Annotated in this window: 15 protein-coding genes and 1 tRNA gene; 9 read left to right on the forward strand and 7 right to left on the reverse strand. The window is 60.7% G+C overall.

Annotation, left to right across the window (positions count from 1 at the left end):
• Positions 1 to 4: 4 nt before the first annotated feature.
• The 3 genes from apbC to BR71_RS12025 form a co-directional block, all read right to left on the reverse strand.
• Positions 5 to 1,096, reverse strand: a complete 1,092-nt coding sequence (gene apbC, locus BR71_RS12015; protein ID WP_043637575.1) for an iron-sulfur cluster carrier protein ApbC — start codon at positions 1,094 to 1,096, stop codon at positions 5 to 7.
• 153 nt (positions 1,097 to 1,249) lie between these two features.
• The gene (locus tag BR71_RS12020; protein WP_043637579.1) at positions 1,250 to 2,587 is read right to left on the reverse strand and encodes a CoA-disulfide reductase; all 1,338 of its coding nucleotides are present in this window, start codon (positions 2,585 to 2,587) and stop codon (positions 1,250 to 1,252) included.
• 192 nt (positions 2,588 to 2,779) lie between these two features.
• Complete coding sequence (locus tag BR71_RS12025; protein WP_043590896.1) at positions 2,780 to 4,174, reverse strand: L-cystine transporter; 1,395 nt, start codon at positions 4,172 to 4,174, stop codon at positions 2,780 to 2,782.
• A 589-nt stretch (positions 4,175 to 4,763) separates the two neighbouring features.
• On the opposite strand from BR71_RS12025, the gene BR71_RS12030 reads away from it, so the two are divergent.
• The 6 genes from BR71_RS12030 (at position 4,764) to BR71_RS12055 (ending at position 11,122) form a co-directional block, all read left to right on the forward strand.
• Entirely contained in the window at positions 4,764 to 6,026 is a 1,263-nt protein-coding gene (locus BR71_RS12030; RefSeq protein WP_043637582.1) for an MFS transporter, read from the forward strand.
• Between the two features lie 152 nt (positions 6,027 to 6,178).
• The gene (gene metG, locus BR71_RS12035; RefSeq protein ID WP_043637585.1) at positions 6,179 to 8,239 is read left to right on the forward strand and encodes a methionine--tRNA ligase; all 2,061 of its coding nucleotides are present in this window, start codon (positions 6,179 to 6,181) and stop codon (positions 8,237 to 8,239) included.
• 255 nt (positions 8,240 to 8,494) lie between these two features.
• Positions 8,495 to 8,680 carry a hypothetical protein gene (locus BR71_RS12040; RefSeq protein WP_019103612.1) on the forward strand — a complete coding sequence of 62 codons (186 nt, stop codon included), beginning with the start codon at positions 8,495 to 8,497 and terminating at the stop codon, positions 8,678 to 8,680.
• Positions 8,681 to 8,854: 174 nt separating this feature from the next.
• A complete protein-coding gene (locus BR71_RS12045) occupies positions 8,855 to 9,481 on the forward strand; it encodes a VC0807 family protein (RefSeq protein WP_043591039.1) in 627 nt (208 codons plus the stop codon).
• A gap of 420 nt (positions 9,482 to 9,901) precedes the next feature.
• Positions 9,902 to 9,978 (forward strand) — tRNA-Met (locus tag BR71_RS12050).
• 148 nt (positions 9,979 to 10,126) lie between these two features.
• Positions 10,127 to 11,122: a 2-hydroxyacid dehydrogenase gene (locus BR71_RS12055; RefSeq protein ID WP_043637588.1), complete on the forward strand. Its 996-nt coding sequence runs from the start codon at positions 10,127 to 10,129 to the stop codon at positions 11,120 to 11,122.
• Here the strand turns inward: BR71_RS12055 and yaaA are convergent, their stop codons facing one another.
• Positions 11,123 to 11,896, reverse strand: a complete 774-nt coding sequence (gene yaaA, locus BR71_RS12060; protein ID WP_043637592.1) for a peroxide stress protein YaaA — start codon at positions 11,894 to 11,896, stop codon at positions 11,123 to 11,125.
• A gap of 135 nt (positions 11,897 to 12,031) precedes the next feature.
• Here yaaA and dtd point away from each other — a divergent pair, with 135 nt between their 5' ends.
• Complete coding sequence (dtd, locus tag BR71_RS12065; protein WP_043637594.1) at positions 12,032 to 12,484, forward strand: D-aminoacyl-tRNA deacylase; 453 nt, start codon at positions 12,032 to 12,034, stop codon at positions 12,482 to 12,484.
• Between the two features lie 3 nt (positions 12,485 to 12,487).
• Positions 12,488 to 13,567, forward strand: coding sequence for an FUSC family protein (locus BR71_RS12070; protein ID WP_043637596.1), 1,080 nt, complete (start codon positions 12,488 to 12,490; stop codon positions 13,565 to 13,567).
• A gap of 204 nt (positions 13,568 to 13,771) precedes the next feature.
• Here BR71_RS12070 and BR71_RS12075 read toward each other — a convergent pair whose 3' ends face one another.
• The 3 genes from BR71_RS12075 to BR71_RS12085 form a co-directional block, all read right to left on the reverse strand.
• Positions 13,772 to 15,592, reverse strand: a complete 1,821-nt coding sequence (locus BR71_RS12075) for a lytic transglycosylase (protein ID WP_043637600.1) — start codon at positions 15,590 to 15,592, stop codon at positions 13,772 to 13,774.
• A 314-nt stretch (positions 15,593 to 15,906) separates the two neighbouring features.
• On the reverse strand, positions 15,907 to 16,662 hold the full coding sequence (gene gloB / locus BR71_RS12080) for a hydroxyacylglutathione hydrolase (RefSeq protein ID WP_081862638.1): 756 nt from the start codon (positions 16,660 to 16,662) through the stop codon (positions 15,907 to 15,909).
• Between the two features lie 127 nt (positions 16,663 to 16,789).
• The gene (locus BR71_RS12085) at positions 16,790 to 17,362 is read right to left on the reverse strand and encodes a recombinase family protein (RefSeq protein WP_043637603.1); all 573 of its coding nucleotides are present in this window, start codon (positions 17,360 to 17,362) and stop codon (positions 16,790 to 16,792) included.
• Between the two features lie 359 nt (positions 17,363 to 17,721).
• On the opposite strand from BR71_RS12085, the gene BR71_RS24160 reads away from it, so the two are divergent.
• Positions 17,722 to 18,234 (forward strand): hypothetical protein, encoded by a 513-nt coding sequence (locus BR71_RS24160; RefSeq protein ID WP_156038966.1) that lies wholly within the window; start codon positions 17,722 to 17,724, stop codon positions 18,232 to 18,234.
• The last annotated feature ends 265 nt before the right edge of the window (positions 18,235 to 18,499 follow it).

Consider the following 18,499-nt stretch of genomic DNA (forward strand, 5'->3'; position numbering starts at 1 on the left):
TGTGTCAGTTGTTCTGGATGACGATCTTGGGGAATTTGCTGGAGAAGTCCTGGGCTTTCTCGCCCACCTTCACCGCCACTTTGCGGGCGATGGCCTTGTACAGCTCCGCTACTTTGCCGTCCGGATCGGCCGCCACCGTGGGGGTGCCGCCGTCCGCCGCCAGGCGGATGCCCATGTCCAGCGGCAAGGAGCCCAGCACGTCCACGCCAAAGTCCGCCGCCATCCGCGCCGCGCCGCCTTCGCCGAAGATGTGTTCGGCGTGACCGCAGTGGGAGCAGACGTGGATGGCCATGTTCTCCACCATGCCCAGGATGGGAATGCCCACTTTCTGGAACATGGTGACGCCCTTGCGCGCGTCCAGCAGCGCGATGTCTTGCGGGGTGGTGACAATGACGGCGCCGGTGACCGGCACCTTCTGCGACAGCGTCAGCTGGATGTCGCCGGTGCCCGGGGGCATATCGATGACCAGATAGTCCAGATTGTCCCAGCGGGTGTCGTTGAGCAACTGTTGCAGCGCCTGGCTGACCATGGGGCCGCGCCACACCATGGCCTGATCCGCGTCCACCAAGTAGCCGATGGACATGGTTTGCACGCCGTGGCTTTCCAGCGGCTTCAGGCTCTTGCCGTCCGGGGTTTCCGGACGCTGGCCCTGCAAGCCCATCATCAGCGGCTGGGACGGGCCGTAGATGTCGGCGTCCAGGATGCCGACGCGCGCGCCTTCCGCGGACAGCGCCAGCGCCAGGTTGGCCGCGGTGGTGGATTTGCCCACGCCGCCCTTGCCGGAGGCGACGGCGATCACGTTCTTGACGCCGGTGAGCAGCGGCACGCCGCGCTGGGCGGAGTGGCTGGTGATCTGGCTGCCCACGCGCACGCTTAGTTTGCGTTGCTCGGCCAGCGGCGCCAGCGCGGCTTCAAAGTGCTGGCGCACGGATTCGTGCTGGCTGTTGGCCGGGTAGGCCAGCACCACGTCCAGCGACAGCTCGGCGTCGCTGATCTTGATGTTTTTCACCGCCTTGGCGGCGACGAAGGGTTTGCCGGTATTGTCGTCGATCAGGCTGGACACGGCTTCCAGCACTTGAGCATCGCTGAGTGACATGCTGTTTTCGGTTCCCGGTGAGGACTGGAAAAGGCGGGTGAGCTTGGAAAGCATGGGGAGGACATCCGTTGAATCTGTGGCTGTCCGGCAGTGTACCCCAACTTGCCCGCGCTGGCATCGGCGCGGGCAAGTTGGGCTTGCTGCCAGCCTGGTTTATTTGACCACGTTGCCGGCGACGTTGAGCACGTCCCAGGTGCGGGCGAACGGCGGCGCGTAGCAGAAGTCCATCATGCCCAGTTCGCGCGCGCTGACGCCTTTGGCGATGGCCACGGCCAGCGCGTCCAGCCGGTGCACCACATCGCCGTTGCGGCCTATCATCTGCGCGCCCAGCAGCCGCTGGCTGCCGGTTTCATAGCAGAGTTTGACGTGGACTTCCGCCTGTCCGGGCACGTAGTTGGTGTGGTTTTTGTCCTTGACCAGCACGCTTTGGCAATCAAAGCCGGCGGCGCGCGCCTGTGTTTCGGACAGGCCGGTGCGCGCGGCGTCCAGGGACAGGACGCGCACCGCGGCGGAACCCAGGGTGCCGGGATAGGCTTGGCGGCCGCCGGCCAGGTTCTCGCCCACTAGTCGGCCCAGCTTGTTGGCCCCGGTGGCCAGCGCCACGTAGACCGGTTGGCCGGTCAACTGATGCGGAGCGGCCGCGCAGTCTCCGGCGGAGTAGATGTCCGGCAGGCTGGTTTCGCCGTAGGCGTTGACCACGATGGCGCCGTTGCCCAGTCGCGTGAGGCCGGCGTCGGCGGCGAAGGCGGTATTGGGGCGGATGCCTATGCTCAGCACCACCAGATCGGCCGGGTATTCGCCCCGTTCGGTGACCACGCTTTGCACCGCGCCGTCGCCACGCAGCGCGGTGACGGCCTCGGACAGGTGCAGCGCCACACCATGTTCGCGCAATTCCTGCTCCATCAGGCTGGTGATTTCGGCGTCGAAGGCGTCCGGCATTACCCGCTCGGCCAGTTGGATCAGCCGCACTCGCTTGCCCAGGCGAACCATGGCTTCTGCCAGCTCCAGGCCGATGAAGCCGGCGCCGATGATGACAACCTCGCGCACCTCGTCGCGGGCCGCGGCGGCGCGCAGCGCCAGGCCGTCCTCCATTACCCGCAGCGTGTGTACGCCGTGCAAGTCCAGGCCCGGCAGCGGCGGCCGGATCTCGCTGGCGCCGGTGGCGATCATCAGTTTGTCGTAAGCGGCGTCGAACGCTTCGCCGTCCGCCAGCCGGCGCACGCGCACCCGCTTGGAGGCGGGGTCTATGCTCAGCGCCTGGTGGCCGGTGTGCACGCGGATATTGCGCTTGGCGAAGTCTTCCACGCTGAATTCGGCCATATAGCCGGGCTCGTCGAACTCGCCGCCGACGAAATAGGGGAGGCCGCAAGCGCCGAAAGAGATGATGTCGGACATCTCGTAGACGTCGATTTCGGCTTGCGGCGCGCTGCGGCGCGCCTTGGCCGCCGCGCTCATGCCGGCGGCTTCGCCGCCGATGATGACGATTTTCATATAGTGTTTCCGTACGGGTTTTGCTGCGCCGCACTGCATCGTTTCGCCGTGCGGCGGCCTCTGTCGGCGCTGTCAGGCGTCCTGCGGGGTTTTCTTGCCCGCTTTAATGGGAAAACCGCCGTGGATGCTTAGTTTACAGGCTGTAAATCGGCATTCCCAGGCGGTTTTCAAGGCTGCTTCGCGCGCAGATCGTTAAGCCATCTCTTCGTCCAGATTGATTTCGCGATCGCTATTGAACACCTGCATATCGGTCTGGCCCAGCAAGCGGCTGGTTACCGTGCCGGCGGTGATGGAGCCGCTGACGTTGAGCGCGGTGCGGCCCATGTCGATCAACGGCTCGATCGAGATCAGCAGGCCGGCCAGCGCTACCGGGAAATCCAGCGCGGACAGTACGATCAGGGCGGCGAAGGTGGCGCCGCCGCCAACGCCCGCCACGCCGAAGGAACTGATGGTGATGATGGCGATCAGCGGCACGATGAAGTGTAGGTCCATCGGGTTGACGCCCACGGTGGGAGCGATCATCACCGCCAGCATGGCCGGGTAGATGCCGGCGCAGCCGTTCTGGCCGATGGTGGCACCAAAGGAGGCGGCGAAGTTGGCGATGCCATCCGGAATGCCCAGCAGCTTGTTCTGCGTGGCCACGTTCATTGGAATAGAACCGGCGCTGGTGCGCGAGGTGAAGGCGAAGGTCAGCACCGGAATCACCTTTTTAGTCCAGCGCAGCGGGTTGACGCCGGCCAGGCCCACCAGCAGCAGGTGCACGGCGAACATCAGCAGCATCGCGCCGTAAGAGGCCAGCACGAAATTGATCAGGTTGACGATGTCGGTCCAGCTGGAGCCGGACACCACCTTGGTCATCAACGCGAACACGCCATAGGGCGTCAAGCGCAGCACCAGGGTCACCATGCGCATCACGATGGCCTGGGCCACGGCGATGAAGTGGCTGAAGCTGGCGAACAGCTCGGGCTTTTTGCGGGCGATGCCGGTGGCGGACAGGCCGATCAGCACGGAGAAGATCACCACCGCGATGGTGGAGGTCTTGCGCGCGCCGGTCATGTCCAGGAAGGGGTTGGCCGGGAGGAAGTCCAGCACCAGCTTGCTGAAGGACAGGTCTTCGACCGTACTCAGGTTCTTCACCAGCGATTCGCCGCGCGCCACTTCGGCGGCGCCTGCGGTCAGGCCTTCGGCGCTGAGGCCGAAGAGATTGGCCATCAGAATGCCGGCGCCGGCGGCGAGCATCGTGGTGAACAAGAGCACGCCCAGGGTGGCGGCGCTGATCTTGCCCAGAGAAGAGCCGCCTTCCAGCTTGAGCAGCGCGGCGATGATGGACACCATGATCAGCGGGATCACGATCATCTGCAGCAGCTTCACATAGCCGGAGCCGATGATTTCACATAGTTCCAGGCAGGCGGCCAGCGCCGGCGAGCCGGGTTGGGCGAGCCATTGCAGAGCGGCGCCGAAGGCGACGCCCAAGGCCAGGCCGGTGAAGACCCGCTTGGTGAAAGAAACGTGGGTGCGTTGCTGCTGCCACAGCAGCGCCAGCAAGGCCAGCGTGACGGCTAGCGTGGCGATGACGGTCAAGGTCATGGGAAACCCCTTAATCTATTGGTTTTGTCGTCAGGTTTCACTGGCCGCCCGGGCCGGCTGGGTGTAGGAGGGTTGGGGTGGGGCGGCGAGCTGGGCTCAGGGTAGCGACGGCTTTGCGTCGGCATTTTGAGCGAGGTCAGACGAGCGTGGAATCCTGATAAAAAAAGCTTCATCCAGGCGGGGCGAGGCGCGAGCGAACGCGCGCGGCCATGCCGGGAGATACGGTGATAAAGTCGCGATTTTACCGAGTTTCCATTCGTTTTACTTATATTAATAAGAATAAGCTTATTGATTGTTTTTCTATCAGCCGCGAGGGGGCTTGGGCAGGAGCGATTAAAGCGGAGGGCCGCAATGGCGCGGCAAGCGTCGGCGCCAGCCGGGGCGCCCGGCAGCGCCTCTTGTTGAGGGAAATGGATTTTCTTGGTTGCAAATAGCTGTTTTTATTGTGTTTGTGGCAAAAATTGCTTTGCGCGGAAGGGGTTCTGCAGGTACAATTGCGCCCTTTTTTCGCTTTATTGGCCCTTGTCCGTCCGGCCGCATGGGCAAGCGCGCCGCCGCTTGCCGGTCTCAGAAAGGCTGCATCTCCGTAATGTCCGCTCTACACGCAAAGCTTAGCCGTTCCAATCTATTGTTCCCGCTGGCTCTGGTTCTGTTCGAATTCGCCGTCTACATCTGCAACGACATGGTGCAGCCGGCGATGTTGGCCGTGACCCGGGAATTCCTGGTCGATGCCTCTTGGGTGCCGGCGTCGATGACTGCCTTTTTGCTGGGCGGCGCGCTGCTGTCCTGGCTGACCGGCCCCTTGTCCGATCGCATCGGCCGCCGGCCGGTGCTGCTGTTCGGCGTCGCCTACTTCACCGTGACCTGCCTGGCCACCTATCTGGTCAGCTCCATCGAAGCCTTCATCGCGCTGCGCCTGCTGCAGGGCATCGGCCTGTGCTTCATCAACGCCGTCGGCTACGCCGCGGTGCAGGAAGCCTTTGAAGAAAAGGCCGCGGTCAAGGTCACCGCGCTGATGGCCAATGTGGCGCTGATCGCTCCCTTGGCCGGCCCGCTGGCCGGCGCCGCCTTGATGGAGCTGGCGCCGTGGCGCACCAGCTTCCTGCTGATCGCCGCGCTGTCTTTCCTGGCTTTGTTGGGCCTGCTGTGGAAAATGCCGGAAACCACCCAGCCCAGCCATGAAAAGCTGCCGCTGGCGCAGATGGGGCGGGATTACCTGAAAGTGTTCAGCAACGGCCGTTTCGTATTGTCCGCGCTGTGCATTCCCTTACTGGCGCTGCCGCTGATGGGCTGGATTGCCATGTCGCCGGTGCTGTTGATCCATGATCTGCACATGAGCGCGCTGGAATACGGCCTGATGCAGTTGCCGGTGTTCGGCGGCCTGATCGCCGGCAATCTGGCGCTGGTGGTGGTGGCCGGCCGCTGGCCGCTGGGCCGTTCCGCGTTGATCGGCATGTGGCCCATTGTGATCGGCCTCAGCCTGATGCTGTCCGGCGTGCTCTGGTCCGCGCACCCGCAGTACTTCATGGTGGCCGGCATGATGTTGATGGCCTTCGGCGAAGGCTTGGCCTTTGGCGTGCTGTATCGTTTCGCCTTGATGTCCTGCGACGCCGCCGGCAAGGGCACGGTGTCCGCCAGCATGAGCATGTTGTCCATGGCCGGCTACGCGCTGGGCGTGGAGCTATTCCGCATCGCTTATCAGCAGGCCGGCATGTTGGGTTTCGCCTGCCTGTCGCTGGCCTTCTCGCTGGCCTATGTGCGGGTGGCGCGCCGTACTGTGCGCTGGGCGATGCTGGAGCGAGCGCAGCAAGCCGAAGCCAAACAGCCGGAACTGGCCAGCCAGGTTTCTTGAGCCGGCGTCTGATTCCGCAAACTAAAGCCCGGCCCGCATGCGCGGCCGGGCTTTGTTTTATCAGCGGCAGCATCCCGGATATCCATCGTGACCGCCGGGGGCGACTGCCTCTATAATCGATCGTTTGAGATCGCACCTTTGGAACAATCCTAATGACCAAACGCAAGATTCTGGTGACCAGCGCATTGCCTTACGCCAACGCGGGGCTGCATCTGGGTCACATGCTGGAACAGATTCAGACCGACATCTGGGTGCGCTTCCAGAAGATGCGCGGCCACGAATGCTATTACGTCTGCGCCGACGATACCCACGGCGCGCCCATCATGCTGGCCGCGGAAAAGCAGGGCATTACCCCTGAGCAGCTGGTGGACAGCGTGCGCGAACTGCACCTGGCGGATTCCCAGGGCTTCCTGATCGGCCACGACAACTACTACAGCACCAACAGCCCGGAAAACAAGGCGCTGGCGGAGCAGGTTTATCTGGCTTTGAAGGCCGACGACAAAATTGCCTGCCGCACCATCGAACAACTGTTCGATCCGGAAAAGCAAATGTTCCTGCCGGACCGCTTCGTCAAGGGCGAATGCCCTAAGTGCAGCGCCAAGGATCAATACGGCGACAACTGTGAAGTCTGTGGCGCCACCTACAACCCCACCGAGCTGAAGAACCCGTATTCGGCGGTGTCCGGCGCCAAGCCGGTGCTGAAAACTTCCGAGCACTACTTCTTCCGCCTGGGCGAATGCGCCGACTTCCTCAAGCAGTGGACCGGCGGCAGCAGCGTGCGCGCAGACGGCGCGACTCAGCCGCACCTGCAGCCGGAGTCGTTGAACAAGATGAACGAGTGGATTTCCGGCGGCTTGCAGGACTGGGACATCAGCCGCGACGCGCCGTATTTCGGCTTCGAAATCCCCGGCGCGCCGGGCAAGTACTTCTATGTATGGCTGGACGCGCCTATCGGTTACATGGCCAGCTTCAAGAACCTGTGCGATCGCAGCGGCCTGAACTTCGACGAATGGTTCGGCAAGGATAGCCGGACCGAGATGTACCATTTCATCGGCAAGGACATCCTGTACTTCCACGCCTTGTTCTGGCCGGCGATGCTGAACTACTCCGGCCTGCGCGCGCCCACCGGCGTGTTCGCCCACGGCTTCCTGACCGTGGACGGGCAGAAGATGTCCAAGTCTCGCGGCACCTTCATCCAGGCCAAGAGCTATCTGGATTGCGGTCTGAACCCGGAGTGGATGCGCTATTACATCGCCGCCAAGCTCAACGGCCGCATCGAAGACATCGATCTTAACCTGAACGACTTCGTCGCGCGGGTGAATTCCGACCTGGTGGGCAAGTTCGTCAACATCGCCAGCCGCTCCGCCGGCTTCATCGCCAAACGCTTTGACGGCATGCTGGCCAGCCAGGTTAGCGACGGCGATATCCTCGCCAAGCTGCAGGCCGCCGCCGACGAACTGGCCGCCGCCTTCGAGGCGCGCGAATACGCCAAGGCGCTGCGCGACGTGATGGCGCTAGCCGACGTGGTCAACGCTTACGTGGACGCCAACAAACCGTGGGAACTGGCCAAACAGGAAGGTCAGGACGCGCGTTTGCAGGAAGTCTGCACCGTGTTGATCAACGCCTTCCGTCTGCTCACCATTTACCTGAAGCCGGTGCTGCCCAAGCTGGCCGAAGGCGTGGAAGCCTTCCTCGACGTGGCGCCGCTTGCCTGGAGCGACGCCGCAAACCTGCTGCTGGGCAAGAAGATCAACGCCTACCAGCACCTGATGCAGCGCATAGACCCTGCACTGATCGACAAACTGATAGAAGCGAACAAACAGAATATGCAAGCCACCGCAGGCACCCCGGCCGCCGCTCAATACGAGCCGCTGGCCGAAACCATCAAGATCGACGACTTCGCCAAGCTGGATCTGCGCATCGGCAAGGTGCTGGAATGCAACTTCGTCGAAGGCTCGGACAAACTGCTGCAGTTCACCGTGGATCTGGGCTTCGAGAAGCGCAATATCTTCTCCGGCATCCGCAAGGCTTACCAGGAGCCTGAAAAACTGGTGGGCCGCAATGTGGTGGTGGTGGCCAACTTGGCTGAACGCAAGATGCGCTTCGGCGTATCGCAAGGCATGATTGTCTGCGCTTCCGGCCAGGACGATAGCGAAGGCCTGTTCCTGCTGGACGCCGATCAAGGCGCCAAACCGGGCATGCGCATCGGCTAAGCCGGTAGTTCCTAATCCTGACTGTTCTTTTTGCTAGTTGGGTCCCGCGGCCCCTGCTGTCATATTGGCATGCAGGGGCCGCGTCATTTCGCGGCCCTGAAATCTTCACTAGGCTGTCATCTGAGGCTGTTACATTCACTGCAAGCCAAATGCGAAACATTCTCGTCCGGCTGGCGGAACTTTTGAAAATATGGTATGTCTCTAGATGAAATGAATTTTGAACAACCCAAAAAAAAGAAAAAGGAATGAACCATCATGAAAATTTCTCAACTGAAACCCGGCTACAAAATCCTTGAGCACAAGGACAGCGGCTCTACCATGCATTACGAAGTGGTCAGCATTCGACAGGTTGGCAAGATGTTTGAAGTGACTTTCAAGTCCGCCTTGGGCTTGGCCAGCGCCTTGTATCCCGCAAATGCCTTCATTCAGGCGGCCGCCTGATGCCACTCCCCTGCGTTTGTCCATTCCATTGCGCAGATTACAGATGAAGCCCCGCGAAACGCGGGGCTTTGTTTTTTGGCCGGTCTGTTTCTTCCCGTGTGAAAAACTCAAGTCAGGCAGTTGACGTTTCGATGCAAATTGTTCATGCTTTTTGCATTTGATGGCGGAGGTTCCGTGCCGCAACGCGCAAAACTGATATTGGAAATCATCGTTAATTTCCTACTGCCCTGGTTGTGTTACCGCTATGGCGAGCCACGCTGGGGCGAGGCCGGCGCGCTGATGTTTTCCGCTTTGCCGCCGGTATTGTGGAGCGTGGTCGAACTGCTGCGCTTCCGGCGAGTGGACGCCTTGAGCCTGTTGGTGTTGCTGGGGATCGGTCTGTCCTTGCTGGCCATGCTGCTGGGCGGCGACGCGCGGCTGCTGTTGCTGCGCGAGTCCTTGATCACCGGCTTGATTGGCTGCGGTTTCTTGCTGTCTTTGGCGCTGCGTCGGCCGCTGGTGTTTTATCTGGCGCGTGCGACCTTGGCGCGAGAGTCCGAGCAGGGACGGGAGCGATTTGAGCAGCTGTGGCGCTTTGACGGTTTTAGACGCGCTATTCAGCGGATGACCCTGTGGTGGGGTTTGGGCCTGAGCCTGGAGGCCGGCGGGCGCGCTTATCTGGCCTGGACCTGGCCGGTAGAGCGTTTTCTGCTGGTTGCGCCGTTCATCAGCTATGGCGTGATGGGCGGGTTGTGTCTGATGACCTTGCTGTATCGTCGGCGGATGCGACGCGAAGCCGCCATGGCGATGGCTGCGTCCTGACGTGTTGGGTAGGGGAATAAAAAAAAGGGCCGCATAAGCGGCCCTGAAGTTCCGTGATGAACACTTAGGAGGAAAGACACGGCTGCTGGTTTGCGGCTTCGCTGGCAGTCGAAACCGCAGCGGCAATGTCTTCCAAAATGCACAAAGATCGCGCCCGCATCGGCAGTGCCTGTTGGCAGACAGGCGGCTGACTTCTCGGGCCGCAATCGCTCGGGGAGAACGACTGCGCTGACCTTAAGTTCACTTTAGACGGTCTTTGTTGATCAGGTGTGTGGCAGCAAAGATCAACTGTTAACAAGTATGAATCATCTGGGTGCGAACTTTCTGCGCGCCTGTAATCTTTTTGTCAAAAGGCTTGACCAAGGAAACGCGGCGGGGTATAGTTCACTCCTCTGCACGAAACACAGCAGACAGATCAGACGCGGGGTGGAGCAGTCTGGTAGCTCGTCGGGCTCATAACCCGAAGGTCGTAGGTTCAAATCCTGCCCCCGCAACCAAGTTAAAAAGCCCGAAGCTAAAAAGCTTCGGGCTTTTTGCTTTTTCATTCTCGCCCGGGAGGGCCGGAGTTGGCTGCGCGCCAGGTTTTTAGTTGAGAGAAGAGCTGCTTTATAGTGGTTATATCTATTCGCATTCGGGAGCCGCAGCATGCGCATTGCCGTTTTTGACGCCAAGAATTACGACCGCCACGCGCTGGAGGCCGCCAATCAAAATCACCACCATCAACTACATTTTTTCGAGCCGCGCTTGAATCAGGACACCGTGGGGCTGGTTCAGGGGATGGATGCGGTATGTCCTTTCGTCAACGACAGGCTGGACGCCGCGGTGGTGGCGAAGCTGGCCGCGGCGGGTGTGAAGCTGGTGACTTTGCGCTGCGCCGGCTACAACGGCGTGGATCTGGCGGCTTGTCGCCAGCAAGGCATCGCGGTGACCCGGGTGCCGGCCTACTCGCCGCACGCGGTGGCCGAGCACGCCTTTGCTCTGTTGCTGGCGGTGGTGCGTCGCATTCACAAGTCCTACACCCGGGTGCGGGAGATGGATTTTTCGCTGGATGGGTTGGTGGGTTTCGATCTTCACGGCAAGACCATGGGCGTCTTTGGCGCCGGCCGAATCGGTCAGGCCACGATGTCCATCGCCCGCGGCTTTGGCATGCGGGTGCTGGCCTATGATCTGTATCCCAATGCCGAACTGGCGGCCAGTCTGGGTTGCGAGTTCGTATCTTTGGAGGAAATCTGGCGGCAGGCGGATGTGATCAGCCTGCATTTGCCGTTGACGGCGGAAAGCCGGCACTTGATCAATCGCGAGACGCTGGGACGGATGAAGCCGGGCGCGGTGTTGATCAATACCAGTCGCGGCGGCCTGGTCGACACCGCCGCCTTGCTGGAGGCGCTGAAGGCAGGGCGCTTGTCCGGCGTGGGCCTGGATGTGTACGAGATGGAAGAAGGCGTGTTTTTCGAGAACCTGTCGGAAAGCGGGCTGCAGGACGATCAACTGGCGCGTTTGCTGACTTTCCCCAATGTGCTGGTAACTTCCCACCAGGGCTTTCTGACGCGGGAGGCGCTGATGAATATCGCCGACACCACCTTAGGCAACGCCGGCGCTTTCGAGCGGGGGGAGGCGCTGGTCAACGCCATCTCCGTTTAGTCAGGGAAGATCGCGGCGGAATACCCAGGTGAGTTCGCTGGAGGCTGTCGCATCGTAGGCGTAACCGGCGCTGTCAAAGTGCTTGAGTTGTTCCGGCTGGCTGACCTGATGCAGTGCGGCCCAGCGCACCATCATGCCGCGCGCGCGCTTGGCGTAGAAGCTGATGATTTTGTACTGGCCGTTCTTGCGGTCCTGGAACACCGGGGTGATCAGGCTGCCGTTGAGCTTGGCGGGTTTCACTGCCTTGAAGTATTCCTCCGAGGCCAGATTCACCAATACCGGGTCTTTTCTTTGCTCCAGCACGGCGTTCAAGGCGTGGGTGACGGTGTCGCCCCAGAACTCGTACAGGTTTTTGCCGCGCGGGTTGCTCAGGCGGGTGCCCATCTCCAGCCGGTAGGGCTGCATCAGGTCCAGCGGCCGCAGCGCGCCGTAGAGCCCGGATAGAATGCGCAAATGGTTTTGCAGATAGCTCATCTGACTTGGCTCCAGGTTGGAGGCGTTCAGGCCTTCGTAGACGTCGCCTTTGAACGCCAGCACCGCCTGTTTGGCGTTGGCCGGGCTGAACGGCGCTTGCCAGTCGTGGTAGCGGCCCACGTTCAATTGCGCCAGCGCATCGCTGATGCTCATCAACTTGCCGATTTCCAGCGGGCTCTTGGCGCGCAGCTCCTGGATCAGCTCGGCGCTGTGGTGCAGGAAGTCCGGCTGGGTGTATTGATCGGTGGCGGCGGGGGTGTCGAAGTCCAGCGTTTTGGCTGGGGAGATGACCATCAGCATGAGACGAATCCTTATTGAGCAACCGCCATTGTACTGGACTGCGCCGGGCTTGGCCCGCCGTCGTGACCGGCGGCTCGCTTGGCTCTAAAATGCAGGCCAGGATTTGAATCTATGATGGTCAGGCAAGGAGAAGACATGCGGGTATTGGTGCAGCGGGTGAAGCAGGCGTCGGTGACGGTGGAGGGGCGCGTGACCGGGGAAATTGGTTCAGGGCTGCTGCTGCTGGTGGGCATAGAAGAAGAGGACGGGGCGGAGGATGTTACCTGGCTGACGCGCAAGCTCAGCCAACTGCGGATTTTTAACGACGAGGCCGGGGTGATGAATCGTTCGGTGCTGGATTGCGGCGGCGAGGTATTGGCGGTCAGCCAGTTCACCTTGTTTGCCAGCACCAAGAAGGGGAACCGGCCATCGTATTCGCGCGCGGCGCGGCCGGAGCGGTCTAGGCCCTTGTTTGATCAGTTTGTCGCCGCGATGGCGGAGACCCTGGGCAAGCCGGTGCCCACCGGCGTATTTGGCGCGGACATGCAGGTGGCGTTGGTCAATGATGGTCCGGTGACGATCTGGCTGGACAGCAAGACGATGGAGTGAGCGATGGAGGGTAGCCGCTGGCGGTCATGGCGCATTCTGTTGACGCCGTATTATCTGAACCTGTATGCCCGGCAGGCGCATGTGCTGCGAGTGGCCGCGGCGTTTCTGGTTGGGCTCGGCTTGAACCTGTTGTTCGAGATACCCCACGGCAGCTGGATGCTGGTGACCATCCTGATCGTGCTGGGCAGCGTGCCGCATTGGGGCGGGGTGAGGCGCAAGGCCTTGCAGCGCATGGGCGGTTCCTTGCTGGGCGCGGCGGCGGGCCTGGTGGCGATGGCCTTGTACCGCCACTCCCCGCTGTCTTGCTATGCGTGGATGACGGCGCTGGTGATGCTCAGCGCCTGGTTCGCGCTGGGCAAGGGCGAGTATTTGGCGCTGCTGGTGGGGCTGACCATGGTGATCGTGGCCGGTTTAGGCAACGAGCCGGTTGAGGCCGCGCTGTGGCGCAGCTTCAATGTGCTGGCCGGATCTGTGCTGGGCTTGGTGGCCGCCGGGCTGTTTCCATTGCGGGCGATAGACAGCTGGCGTTTCTTGCTGGCGGACAATTTGCGCGAAGCGGCCACCCTGTACAGCAAAATCGCACGGCGGCGCGAGGTGGACGCCGGGCTGGCGCTGGAGCGTTTTAATAGCCGTTTGATCCGCATGCGCGCGCTGGTCGCGGCGGCGGTGCAGGAATCCGGCTTGTCCGGGGGCCGTTTTGACGCCATCCAGCGGCGGCAACGCGCCCTGTGCAGCCTGCTGGACCGGATGAGCGAGGTCGCCCAGGACACGCCGGCCTTGACCGACGGCGCGGAGTCGCGCCGCGCCATTGTTCGCACGCTGATGCGCGCGGCTCACGGGATGCGCTTCAACCAGCCGGGAATGCTGGCGGAGACGCTGGAGGAGGCCGTGAGCCCGCTGGCGCTGGACAAGCCTTCGTATTGCCACTGGCTGACCGCGGAGTTCAATCTGGTTGCCGAGCATTTGCGCGAAGACTTGGCGCTGCTGCTGCCCAGCTTGATGCAGGTGCCGCCGCCCAGCCGCGGGGTGCTGCTGATGGTGTGGCGCTGGCTGAGCAGCGCCAGTCAAGGACGCGGCCGATAGTGGCGGACATGAAAAAAGCCAGGGCTTGCTCTGGCTTTTTTTTGGGGGGAGTTAGTACTTAGAACCTGTTCAAAGTCTGCTGCGCGTCGGCGATACGGCGTTAAAACAAGCTCAAAATGCTGATGTACCACTCGTAAATTCCGTTTTTCGCTCGTTTTCGCATTGTCTTGTCTCGCTCTTGCTCGCGAGACTTTGAACAAGCTCTTACAGGCCCTGGATACGCACTTTCTGGCCTGGTTGCAGCCGGGTTAACTGGCGGGAATCGTTCCAGCGCTGGATATCGTTGTGGTTGACGCCAAAGCGGCGGGCGATGCTGAACAGGGTGTCGCCGCGTTGCACCACGTATTCGGCCGGCACGCTGCCGGTGGCGCGCTGGTTGATCTGCAGGCTGCTGACTTTGAGCAAGGCGTCTTGCTGCGCCTGGCTGGCCCGGTTGTCCGCCAGCAGCGTTACGCTCTTGTCCATGGTCTTGTTGACGTTCAACACCTGGCCCACCAGAACGGTGTTGGAGTCCAGCTGGTTGGCCGCTTTCAAATCGTCCAGGCCGAGGTTGAAGCGACGGGCGATGCTGTACAGGGTGTCGCCTGCGGCCACGGTGTAATTGCCGTCGGCGTCCGCCAGGGCCGCAGCCGTTGCCGCGGGAGCCGTCGCTACGAGGACGGCTTTGGCCTGCGTCGGCGTCGTTTCCGGCGCGGCGGCCAGGGCGGGAGCGGGCTGGGCGCTCGCTTGCGGCGCCTGGGCCAGCGCAACCGGTGTGCTTGGCTGGACGGCTTGGGTCGAGGCGACCATCACCGCCGGCGCCGCGCGCGGCGGCGTTTCCGCCTGCGCCAACAGGGTGGCGCTGTCGCCGCTTTCCGGCAAGGCGGTATCGGTGGCGTCCAGCGGACGGATATCGCGCTGATCCTTGCTCATCGCCACCAGCACCGGCTGACCGGCCTTGAGCGAAGTGCTGCTCAGATTGTTGGCGCTCATCAGCTGGCCGGCGCTCATGCCGTGCTCGCTGGCGATCAGGCTGACGTTGGCGTCCGCGGGCGGAGTGTAGACTTCCCAGGTGAGCAGCGGCTTGTCCCACTTGGCCAGGTTGGCCTGGAACTTGTCGGCCTTGGCAGCCGGGATCAGCATCTGACGGCCGTTTTTGTGCGCGTATACCGGCAGGTTAAAGGCCGGATTCAGTTCTTTGAATTCGCTGATGGACATGCCGGCCAGCTTGGCGGCGATGTCGATGTTCATGTGCTTGCCGGTGGAAACCGCAACGAAGTAAGGCTTGTTGGGGAATTTGTCCAGGCGCACGCCGAACTTGGCCGGATCGTTGAGAATGTTGCGCACCGCCAGCAACTTGGGCGCGTAGTTGCGCGTTTCGTTGGGCATGCGGATATTTTCGTAAGTCACTTCCTGGCCGCTGGCCTGCAGCCGGGCGATGGCGCGGGAGACGTTGCCCTCGCCCCAGTTGTAGGCGGCCAGCGCGATGTTCCAGTCGCCAAACTGCCCATACAGGTTTTCCAGATAGTCCAGCGCTGCGCGGGTGGCTTCCATCACGTCGCGGCGGCCGTCGTACCACCAAGTCTGTTCCAGTCCGTAGTGGCGACCGGTGGCCGGCATGAACTGCCACAGGCCGGAGGCGCCGACATGGGATTTCGCGGTGGGAACGAAGGCGCTTTCCACCAGCGGCAACAGCGCCAGCTCGGTGGGCATGCCGCGGCGCTCCACTTCGTTCATGATGTGAAACAGATATTTTCTACTGCGGTCCAGCGTGCGGCGGAAGTATTCCGGCTTGCTGGCATAAAAGCGTTCCTGGCGGCGCACGATCTCCGCGTTCACTTCCGGCAGTTGGAAGCCTTCGCGCGCGCGTTCCCAAACGTTGTCGCCGTTGCGAAGCAGGCTGGAGTTCAGCAGCATCATGTCCAGGCCGGCGGCCAGGCCCTCGTCCACGCCGACGGATTGGCGAAACGCCCCGTCCGCGTGCGCGGCGGAGGCAAATAAAAAAACAAATGACAGCGAAAGTGCCAACGGGGTGAAGCGATTCATTTGGCGGGCCCGGAATTCTGATTTCGGCTGATGCTAAACAGCCAACATAGGGGTGTCAACCAAAAAACCAAATAACTTCATGTGCTTTGCTGACATATAGGCCATACAGACTGTCCTGTGCCAGTTATTTTTAACAGTGGCGATCAGGATATAGTTTCTTGTCATGGTTTCAGCGTTTGCTCACGGAGCTCAGCGCGCCGGCGATACGGCCTTGAAAACGCCTTTGAAGGGCTGAGGAACGGAGATGGGTCTTCCGTTTTTCCCGTCTTTTTCGCCTTGTTTCGCTGTAACTTGCGAGCTCATGAACAAATTCCTCAGAAGCGATTTTTCCACTCGCGCAACGCGGCAAAGACTTCGACAACCTCATCAAGAGCTTGGCCGCTCCAGTGCGCGGCGGACTGGCGCACCGCAGGCTCATGCGCGCGCAGGAAAGGGTTGCTGGCGCGCTCCAGACTGATGGTGGAGGGCAGGGTGGGCAGATTCTGTTCGCGCAGCTTCAGGTCCCGGCTCATGCGGATGGCTAGCACAGGATTGCCAGGCTCCACCGTCAGCGCGAAGCGTAGATTGGCCAAGGTGTACTCATGAGCCGGGTAGACCTTGGTGGCGTTCGGCAGCGCGGCTAGCTTGGCCAGCGAATCATGCATTTGCCGCGGCGTGCCTTCGAACAGTCGGCCACAGCCGGCGCCGAACAGTGTATCGCCGCAAAACAGCGCGTCGTCGATCACATAGGCCAGGTGGTTCAGCGTGTGGCCCGGAACTTCCAGCACCAAGGCCGCGCCGAAGGAGAGCTCGACGCGAGCTCCGTCCATCACCGGGCGAGAGACCAAGGCGATGTCGGCCGGGCCGTAGACGGGGGCGTCCGGCCAGCGCGCGGACAGCTCGGCCACGCCGCCGATATGGTCGGCGTGGTGGTGGGTGAGCAGAACGGCTTCCAGCTGAAGCCCTTCCCGCTCAAGGAAGGAGAAGACCGGCGCGGCCTCGCCCGGGTCCACCACGACAGCGCGGCCGCTGTGATGCAAAACCCAGATATAATTATCATTAAATGAATTTATTGCTTTAATTTCAATCACTTAAACCCCAGGCGGATGAGCAATGTACTACGATTGATAATACTATTTTGAACACCGTTTCCGGCAGTAAAGGCAGCTCTTAGACTGTACCAAAACAGATACATAGCTGCCTATTTATTAATCAATTCTACACTTTCAGATACCGACAAATGGTTGCTTTACTCAGCCCGGTTTCCTCTTCAATCTGCCGCAACGTCTTGCCATCAGCCTTCAATGCCTTGATCACATCAGGGCTTCCCGCCTTGCCACGTCCCAAACTGGTCTTGCCTCTGTGGGTCTTGCCGGTTACCTCCAGTGCCTTGCGTGCTGCATCCCTGCCAGCCTCGCAACGGGCGTTAATGCGCTGACGCTCCATGTCAGCCACTTGAGCCAGCACAGTAAGAATCAGGTCGCCTACGCCTTTGGAGATGATGCCAAGGCCGTGAATATGTACCTCTACGCCTTTGTCTCTCAGGGCTTGAACGGTTAGCTGCACGTCAATCGCATCACGTCCAAGACGGTCAACAGCGTATACGTGCAGAGAGTCACCTTCCCGTATGAAGTCCAGTAGAGCGCGAAAGCCTTGGCGGTTTTTTGCCACGACTGAACCAGATACACCTTCATCCATGAATTCCCGTTCGAAGTTGCCTTCAAGAGCGTTGCGCTGGGCCTCGACGGATTGATCAAGGGTAGATACGCGGTAGTAAGCGATACGTGCCATGCTGGTGTTTCCCTGCAGTCTCAGTAGATAGTGTCTCACAAAATAGCACTCTCACAATAGACATTCAATATCTTTTGAGACAACGAGTGGGGGTATTATGGCTAGTCTCATAACCTACAAGTTTTGAGACAGGCGTAAAGGCTGAACAACCGGTGCTGGAGTGGGTACAAGACAGGCTTCTGGCGGTGACACTGCACTTGGCTGCCTTCCAGCCCTATGAGGCCATGCAGCGGCCCTGTATTGCAGGAAAGGCCTGCGACGATCCTTCCAGACGGCCCATGGGGGGGCGCAGGCTTCAAGATATCTCAGATGCCCATTTAAATTTTTGCCATACTTATAGACTGTTCGCATTATGATAAATGGATAATTTCAGCTTCAAGCTCATGCATCACTGGATGGCTCTTCAAGGCGATACGCCTGATAACGGCTCTCCTTATCATTTCCTTAATCGCCCTCATACTTACCCCTACAGCCACACTTGCACTTCGGCCTTGGAGTGTTTTGATATTCCTGCGCACTGCCGCTCTCGCTACTTGGCGGTCGAGCACATCCCAATCTTCTTGCGGGACATGAACTATTATGGGGTGAGCAACCTCGATCTTAGACGGCTCAGAAAAGCTGAAAAGCACTGCCGCAAGTCCCATGAGATATCCCCCAGAGCAATTATCCTTCTCCTTCCCGACGAAGACCCTGAAATAGCCCTCCAAAGCTTCAATGCCCCGATCGACAAAAGGCTAATAGAAGAGCCTGAAGCACCGATACTGGTGTTTGCCGGCTATACAGTCTCCGAAAAGGGCCGGGATGTCTTAGCACGCCACAGAAGCCGGAAGGTTTTACCTGAAACTATCTCCCACCTTCACGCTAACTCGTGATAATTTATTGAAACAGTAAGAATGGGAACTTATCAATAGGTACTCACCCCCACTTCTTAGCGCACCAACTACGGCCCCACGGAGGTCAGTCATGGAAGACCGAAAAACGTATCAAGATGGCATTCGCTATAGCGTAACCAGGCAGGGCGAGTACATCGGCTACATTCTGGATGGCGTTCATTTATCCTCAGATGGGAAGGCTATCGGAGAGATTCATAATGAATGGTACCTAGTAGACGGTAAGCGGGTGGGAGGCATAGTAACA

Source organism: Chromobacterium haemolyticum DSM 19808, from assembly GCF_000711885.1.
Classification (GTDB): Bacteria; Pseudomonadota; Gammaproteobacteria; order Burkholderiales; family Chromobacteriaceae; genus Chromobacterium; species Chromobacterium haemolyticum.

Excerpts from the sequence above, each read along its gene's own strand:
- metG (WP_043637585.1), top strand. The coding sequence starts at position 6,179 with ATGACCAAACGCAAGATTCTGGTGACCAGCGCATTGCCTTACGCCAAC.
- dtd (WP_043637594.1), top strand. The coding sequence starts at position 12,032 with ATGCGGGTATTGGTGCAGCGGGTGAAGCAGGCGTCGGTGACGGTGGAG.
- BR71_RS12040 (WP_019103612.1), top strand. The coding sequence starts at position 8,495 with ATGAAAATTTCTCAACTGAAACCCGGCTACAAAATCCTTGAGCACAAG.
- BR71_RS12025 (WP_043590896.1), bottom strand. The coding sequence starts at position 4,174 with ATGACCTTGACCGTCATCGCCACGCTAGCCGTCACGCTGGCCTTGCTG.
- BR71_RS12055 (WP_043637588.1), top strand. The coding sequence starts at position 10,127 with ATGCGCATTGCCGTTTTTGACGCCAAGAATTACGACCGCCACGCGCTG.
- BR71_RS12085 (WP_043637603.1), bottom strand. The coding sequence starts at position 17,362 with ATGGCACGTATCGCTTACTACCGCGTATCTACCCTTGATCAATCCGTC.
- BR71_RS12070 (WP_043637596.1), top strand. The coding sequence starts at position 12,488 with ATGGAGGGTAGCCGCTGGCGGTCATGGCGCATTCTGTTGACGCCGTAT.
- BR71_RS12030 (WP_043637582.1), top strand. The coding sequence starts at position 4,764 with ATGTCCGCTCTACACGCAAAGCTTAGCCGTTCCAATCTATTGTTCCCG.
- apbC (WP_043637575.1), bottom strand. The coding sequence starts at position 1,096 with ATGTCACTCAGCGATGCTCAAGTGCTGGAAGCCGTGTCCAGCCTGATC.
- BR71_RS12075 (WP_043637600.1), bottom strand. The coding sequence starts at position 15,592 with ATGAATCGCTTCACCCCGTTGGCACTTTCGCTGTCATTTGTTTTTTTA.
- BR71_RS24160 (WP_156038966.1), top strand. The coding sequence starts at position 17,722 with ATGGATAATTTCAGCTTCAAGCTCATGCATCACTGGATGGCTCTTCAA.
- BR71_RS12020 (WP_043637579.1), bottom strand. The coding sequence starts at position 2,587 with ATGAAAATCGTCATCATCGGCGGCGAAGCCGCCGGCATGAGCGCGGCG.
- yaaA (WP_043637592.1), bottom strand. The coding sequence starts at position 11,896 with ATGCTGATGGTCATCTCCCCAGCCAAAACGCTGGACTTCGACACCCCC.